General features: G+C 68.3%; 3 protein-coding genes and 3 pseudogenes. 5 read left to right on the forward strand and 1 reads right to left on the reverse strand.

The genetic code is table 11. From position 1 onward, the window contains the following. The first annotated feature begins 204 nt into the window (after positions 1–204). The 3 genes and pseudogenes from ABZ471_RS47285 to ABZ471_RS47295 form a co-directional block, all read left to right on the forward strand. On the forward strand, positions 205–648 hold the full coding sequence (locus ABZ471_RS47285; protein ID WP_359075343.1) for an HIT domain-containing protein: 444 nt from the start codon (positions 205–207) through the stop codon (positions 646–648). 346 nt (positions 649–994) lie between these two features. Continuing rightward, positions 995–1637, forward strand: a pseudogene (locus tag ABZ471_RS47290) (HNH endonuclease family protein). A 749-nt stretch (positions 1638–2386) separates the two neighbouring features. Further along, positions 2387–3655: pseudogene (locus ABZ471_RS47295) on the forward strand (LamG domain-containing protein); the annotation flags it as partial. A 291-nt stretch (positions 3656–3946) separates the two neighbouring features. Here ABZ471_RS47295 and ABZ471_RS47300 read toward each other — a convergent pair. Next, a complete protein-coding gene (locus ABZ471_RS47300; RefSeq protein ID WP_359075344.1) occupies positions 3947–4978 on the reverse strand; it encodes a hypothetical protein in 1032 nt (343 codons plus the stop codon). Between the two features lie 218 nt (positions 4979–5196). Between ABZ471_RS47300 and ABZ471_RS47305 the strand changes: the two are divergent. Beyond that, a pseudogene (locus tag ABZ471_RS47305) lies at positions 5197–5508 on the forward strand (DUF4158 domain-containing protein); the annotation flags it as partial. Between the two features lie 16 nt (positions 5509–5524). Beyond that, positions 5525–6070: a TetR family transcriptional regulator gene (locus tag ABZ471_RS47310; RefSeq protein WP_359075345.1), complete on the forward strand. Its 546-nt coding sequence runs from the start codon at positions 5525–5527 to the stop codon at positions 6068–6070. Positions 6071–6525: the final 455 nt, after the last annotated feature.

Here is a 6525-nt window from a genome sequence, read left to right on the forward strand (position 1 = left end):
GAAAGCGCGGTGCTGTCGAAACTCGTGAACATTCCGTCCCGGCCTCAGGAGCCTCGTGCTTCCCAAACCAGTGTCGAAGTGCTGTCCGTTCTCAGGCTCTGGCTCAAGGTCTGTGATCCCAGTTCGGCCGAGTGATCCTCAGTGGATTCGGAATTGGTTGGGCGTCAGGCGAGCGCCGTCCCACCTGTGGCAGGCTCGGGTCGCGTGAACTGCACCTTCTGCCGACTCATCCAGGAAGGCACTGCGCGCTGGGTAGCTCGTGAAACCGTGGCCTGCGCGTTCCTCCCGCTGGATCCTTTGGCACCCGGCCATACTCTGGTGGTTCCCACACGGCACTACGCGGACGTCTTCGACACCCCACCCGACGTTCTCGCCGCGGCGATGGCACTGGTCCAGCGCGTGGCCGGGGCTATGAGGACCGCCTTGGGCGCCTCAGGAGTGAACATCCTGAGCGCCAGCGGCCCAGGCTCGGAACAGTCGGTGCCGCACCTTCACTTCCATGTCGTTCCGCGGTGGGTGGACGACGGGATCTCGACCTGGCCGACCGGACGGTCCGAGCATCATTTGGCTGGCGACCCTGGCGACCCTGGCGACCCTGGCGAGAGGCTTGCCGAGCTCCTGGCTCAAGGGCAGCAGCACCGGAGTTGAGCCAGAACCCGTTCTCATGAACGAAGCCAGCAGCTCTGCGACGAGCGGAGCAGTAGCGCCATAGCGCACTGCAGGCACGGGCGCGCCCGGCCCACGTGCGCGCAGTGAAGTGTCGGCCCTGCTGATGACAGCGACGGTGGCACTCGCTGCATCCCGTACTCCTGCTCGTGGGTCCCACCCGTGCACAGCGGCAAACCGTGCGTGGCGACCATCTGACTTACCGCTCGATCGGGTAGAGCGGCGGCCTTCTCCGGGCGGGGCGAGGGCAGAGGCCGCTACGAAGATCACAACTTGCTGTGATCTCCGATGAGGACTCCTGCTCGTGCGTTTCGCCCGTACCGCCGCCGTGGTGGCCGCTCCCCATCCCGACGACCGCCAATGCCGCCCCAAGCCCGGCTGCTGCCGCGCCCGGTGAGACCGTGACCCTGCCCGTCCGGGACGCCCTCGCTGGCCTGTCCGTCCAGGCCGAGGACCGCACCGGATACGAGCGCACCAAGTTCAAGCACTGGGTCGACGCCGACAAGGACGGCTGCAACACCCGCGCCGAAGTCCTCAAGGCTGAAGCGGTCATCGCCCCGGCGCAGGGCGCCAGGTGCGCGCTCACGGGAGGGGAGTAGTACTCGCCCTACGACGACCGCTACATCCAGGGGCCCAGCGGTCTGGACATCGACCACCTGGTCCCGCTTGCCGAGGCCTGGGACTCCGGCGCCTACGCGTGGAGCGCGATGGAGCGGGAGGCCTATGCCAACGACCTCGGGGATGCCCGGGCGCTGATCGCGGTGTCGGCTGCTTCGAACCGGTCGAAGGCGGACCAGGACCCCAGCACGTGGCTTCCCCCAGCCGCCGGCTACCGCTGCCAGAACGTCACCGACTGGGTCGCGGACAAGATCCGCTGGTGCCTGAGCGTCGATCCCGCGGAGCGGGCCGCCCTGGCGGCCGTCCTTGACGACTGCCCCGACGCTCCCATCACCGTCATCCAGGCCCGCTGACCCGGTTCGTGCCTGCCATGGCCCGGCCCTTCCATCGGAGGACCGGGCCCGGTGCGTGTCTGGCGCGATCAGCGGGCGTTGCGGTCGATCAGGGAGCCCCGCGCCTGGTTCGCCACCGCCGCCCGGGCCGCCGCCAAATCCGGCGACGGCCAGCAGGCAAGCTCACACGACCCATCGGACATGCCCTAGCCGGCCGTGATCGTCGACCGGCGCGGGCACCCCGCTGGCCGTCTCTGTGCATCGCCCGCAGGGTCACGGCGCGGCCCTGGGTGGCGAGGGCGGTCTGGTCCGCGCCTTGACACCTGTACCAACTCACCCTGCCCGGTCCGCCTGGCTGTGAGGGAGTGTCAGGTCCCGGCCGTCCCACGGGGGCTTGGCCGCCAGTCTCTCGTCGTCTTCCTCTGTGCCTGATGTTTCTGTGAATGCCCTGCATTGCCCTCGAGGATCTGTGGCCGGATTTATCTCTGCAGGTCAGGGCAACATTGAGCCCTGTTGCGTGATCAGTTTCACAGTGGATTGACTGCTGTCGGTAACCGGATCTTTCCTTTCCAGGACCTTTACAAGATCCATACATGGGGGGTTCGGTGAGGCCTGAGCGGGCTGGTGTGACGCCAGCGGGGAGACCGCGAAGATCACGTTCCTGGCTTTGGGGCGGTGTCGCGGCCACGTTGGTGCTCTCAGCACTGCCAGGGCTGCCTGCTGCGGCCGCAGTTGGGCTGCCGGCGACTGCGGCCGCCGATTCCGGGGCGGTGGATGAGCCCACCGCGTCTGCGCGGGCTGAGGCGTCGGGTGAGTCGGTGGAGGTGACGGCGGACCGGACCGAGTACTCCACGACCAAGGCGAATCCGGACGGCTCGTTCACGCTGACGCAGTCCACGACACCTCAGCGGGTGAAGGAACAGGACGGCGGCTGGGGCACGGTGGATCCGGTGCTGGAGCGCCGTGCTGGCGGCCGGGTTGTTCCCAAGGGCGCTGTGGTGGACCTGTCCTTCTCCGGCGGTGGTTCGGGATCGGACATGATCCGTCTGGGCAAAGACGGACGGTCGATCACCCTGGGCTGGGCTGGCGCACTGCCGGAGCCGACTCTCGATGGCGCAACGGCCACCTATGCGAACGTCTTTGACGGTGTGGACCTGCAGCTGACAGCTACCGCCGAGAGTTACCGGGAAGTCCTGGTCGTCAAGACACCCGAGGCGGCGCAGAATCCCGCCCTGGAGCAGGTCAGGCTCACGGCGTCCGGGGACGGTCTGTCCGTGGTGCCGGGCGCCGGCGGGGGATTGCGGGCCATCGATGACGACGGCAACGCGGTCTTCCGTGGTCCGGCGGGCCAGATGTGGGACTCCGCCGGTGACCGCGAGTCGGGCCCGCAGACGCAACTGATGCGCACGGACACCCCGGTGCCGGCCGATGGCCAGGCGCAGGACGACCCGTCGCAGCCGGGGGAGGGCGATGCCACCGCGGTGCTTCCGGTCAAGGTCGACGACGGAGCGGTCGCCGTTCACCCCGACCTGGAGCTGTTGCGCGGCAAGGACACCGTCTACCCCGTCTACATCGACCCGTCGGTGAGCCTGGGCGTTTCGGAGCGCACGAAGCTGTCCTCCGACGGCGACGAGTTCTGGATGTTCGACGGCGACAAGGGTGTCGGCAAGTGCGGCACGGCGGACGGCTACTCCTGCGGCAGCGGCTACGTCGACCGCATGTACTTCGAGTTCGCCCCCACCAAGCTCGCCGGTAAGTACGTGCTGGATGCCACCTTCCGGGCGAAGGAGACCTGGTCGTTCAACTGCGACCCGCACACGGTCGAACTGGTACGCACCGACAACATCTCCGAGGGCACCCGGTGGCCCGGCCCCAAGCAGCTGGACTGGATGGGGGACCAGTCCGTCTCCGCGGGCCGCGGCAACCTGTGCAGCCCGGATCAGCCCGATAGGTGGATCGAGTTCAACGACAATCCGAAGGAGTCGGACGAGAATCTCGCGAGCACGGTCCGCTCCTTCGCGGACGGCAAGATCAGCCGTGACCGTGCCGCCGGAGAACGTCGCGCGGTTGAAGGAGCTGGTGCCACCGGAGAACTCGGAGCCGGCGAAGCGGATGGTGCCGCCGGAGAACTTCGCGTGGAGGAAGAGGAGGGTGGCTCTGATCAGCGGTTTCGACAGCAGCTGTTCAGCGCTTCGCGAGGCACATGGACCGCGGCGTGTTCGATGTTCATGAGAAACGACAGCACTTGGCCCGCCGGGGATGGCAGTGATGCCCGATTGCAGGGAGTTCGGTGAGATTGCCAGCCTGGCGACGGGACGGGGCTCGACGAGCTACTGGATGCACCAGCGGTGGGGATGCTCGGGATCGTCGGGGCAAACGAAGACGTTGAGCTCGCCCCAGCGGCCCACGGTGACCTTGGTGGGGGTGGCGGACGGGTGAGGGCGTTGGGCCTGGTCCTCCAGCGGCTTCCAGCTGCCGCTGCCGTTGTCCCACTCCGAGCTGGCGATGGTCAGAAGAAGGCGCATCGGTGTCGTGCAGATCAGGCAGTCCATGGGGTACGGGTCGGTCGCGTGCCAGGAGGCGAAACCGCCCACGCGCCAGCCGGGTGGGATGGACAGGTCGTACTGGTAGCTGGGCGGCTCGGCCGGGTTCTCGTCCATTGCCTGCTCGGCTTCGGCCTCAAGGGCTTCCTCCCAGGCGTCGATCCGGGCGCACAGCTCCTCGGACAGGAGGTCGGCGAACGGGTAGGTGGCCACCTGCTCCGGGTGCAGCACACACGGCTCGGGCAGGAATCCATCGGCCCCGAGGACCGGCGGCTGCGGCGGCGCGGTCAGCACCTGGCCGACCTCCCACGACCGGCGCCAGCGCAGGTGCAGATCCAGGCCGTAGCCGCTCGGGCCGTGTGCGTTGAAGGGGCACCAGAACACCTGGAGCAGATCGCAGTCGTCCGGCCCCGTCGGCAGGTCGGGGACATCCCCACAGTAGAGCTGCGCCAGGCCGATCATTGGCAGCGGGTCCGTCTCGGAGACCCCGGGCAGCCGGTGCTCCCGGTACAGTTCGACCAGGAGTTCCCGTTCCTCATCGGAAGGACCTGGGGCCTGGTCACGAGCCCATGCGGAGGCCAGAATCTGCCGCCCCCGGTGGATGTCGGTCGGACGTCGACCACGCCCGCGGCCATGGGCCTCACGGCACACCGGCCACTGCTCGTCCGCCGGCCACAGCATAGGACCGCCCACGGAACTGGCCGACAGGCCTGGTCTGCCCGGCCGAGGATGAAGCCGCGTCGTCGTCCCTCGGTACGCAGCAAGTTCCGGGAAGAGCGCCTCGACATCGAGCGGGCGCGCGGGTGTGCTCCTCGTCATGGACACGACCTTAGACACCTGACAGCCCCCGGCCATCGAGCACCCCCGGCAGCGGCTCCTGCACACCGGTGCTGTCGAAACCCGTGAACATTTCGATTTGTTCGTCAGGTCTGTCGGCCCCCGGGTATGGGTGGTTGAGGTACAGAAAGAGCCGCTGAGATTGATCTTGCTTGGGTAGCACACGATCCCGTGGCGCTGCTGGGCTTCGGCGATACCCGCTGCGCGGGTCTGCCCGGACGGCTACGGTCCGGGCCGTACCGGTGGAGTTTCTGACTGATGAGCAGGCCGAGGCGTACGGGACGTTCACCGCGGTGCCCACGCGCCCGGAGCTGGAGCGGTTCTTCTTCCTCGATGATGACGACCGGGATCTGATCGCCTGCACGGTCCGCTACATCGGCCGCTTTCTGGGGGACGATCCGCTCGCGGTGCCGTGGGAGGTCGTCGAGTACCTCGCCGGACAGCTCGGCATCGAGGACACGTCGTGCGTGAAGCGGTACCCGGAGTGCCGCCGGACGCCGTACGAGCACGCGGAGGACCAAGACCCGCCTGCTCGATGCCGCCTTCGCCGAGTTCGCCGCGTACGGCCTGGCCGGCGCCCGGGTGGACCGCATCGCCGAGGCGGCGCGCGCGAACAAGCAACGGATCTACGCCTACTTCGGCAGCAAGGAGCAGCTGTTCGATGCGGTGATTGAGCGGGTGCTCGCCGTGGGTACGGAAACCGTGGTCTTCGACGCCGAGGACCTCCCTGGAGTCGCGGGACGGATCTTCGACGACCTGGTCGCCAACCCCGACCTGATGCGCTTGCTCTCCTGGAAGCTGCTGGAGCGGCCCGGCGCCACCGACCAGGAGGCCGCCACCTACACCGCCAAGACCACAGCCGTGGCGGCGGCCCAGGAGCAGGGCCGGGTCGAGCCGGAGCTCGGCCCGGAGGACCTGGTGGCCTTCGTGCTGGCGCTGACCCAAGCCTGGTTCAGCCTCACAGGCGGCATGAGCCCGACCAGCGGAGGCACCCCGTGGTCGGCGCAGCGACTGGCCCGGCATCGCGCCGCCGTCGTCGACGCCGTAGGGCGGATCACCACTCCACGCGGGTAGAGCAAGTGGCGGATCACACACGCCGGTTGCCCGAACTCGTGGGCGAGGCTGCCCGCCGCGGGGCGCGGACTGAGCGACGACCGACGGTGCGCGACCGGTCGAGCGGTGCATCAACTGCCGTAGCGCGACGATCGATCTTCAGAAAACCATCGATTGTTGCACACCGCGGCCCAGTAGGCCAGCGAGCGGTGACGACGGCTACTCGGCCGGAGTGGGTCGACCGACCGGTGGCGCTCCGGCCGCAGTGCGATCGGGCAGCTGGCTCGGTCAGGGAATCGAGCCAGGCGAAGACACTCCTCGCGGTGTCAACGTGCTTGCGTACCTCCTCCATCGATGGGCTCTCGCCGCGGTGGGCGACGGGCTGGTGGAGCAGTACCGGGTGAACGTGATCGTCGACTCCGGCGACACGATGGATCACGGTACGGCGGCGGAGAACGGCTTCCTGGACCCGATCG

The organism is Streptomyces sp. NPDC005728, from assembly GCF_040630895.1.
GTDB lineage: Bacteria > Actinomycetota > Actinomycetes > Streptomycetales > Streptomycetaceae > Streptomyces.

Bases quoted from the DNA above. Each gene is read 5' to 3' on its own strand.
- ABZ471_RS47300 (WP_359075344.1), bottom strand. From the start codon at position 4,978: ATGACGAGGAGCACACCCGCGCGCCCGCTCGATGTCGAGGCGCTCTTC.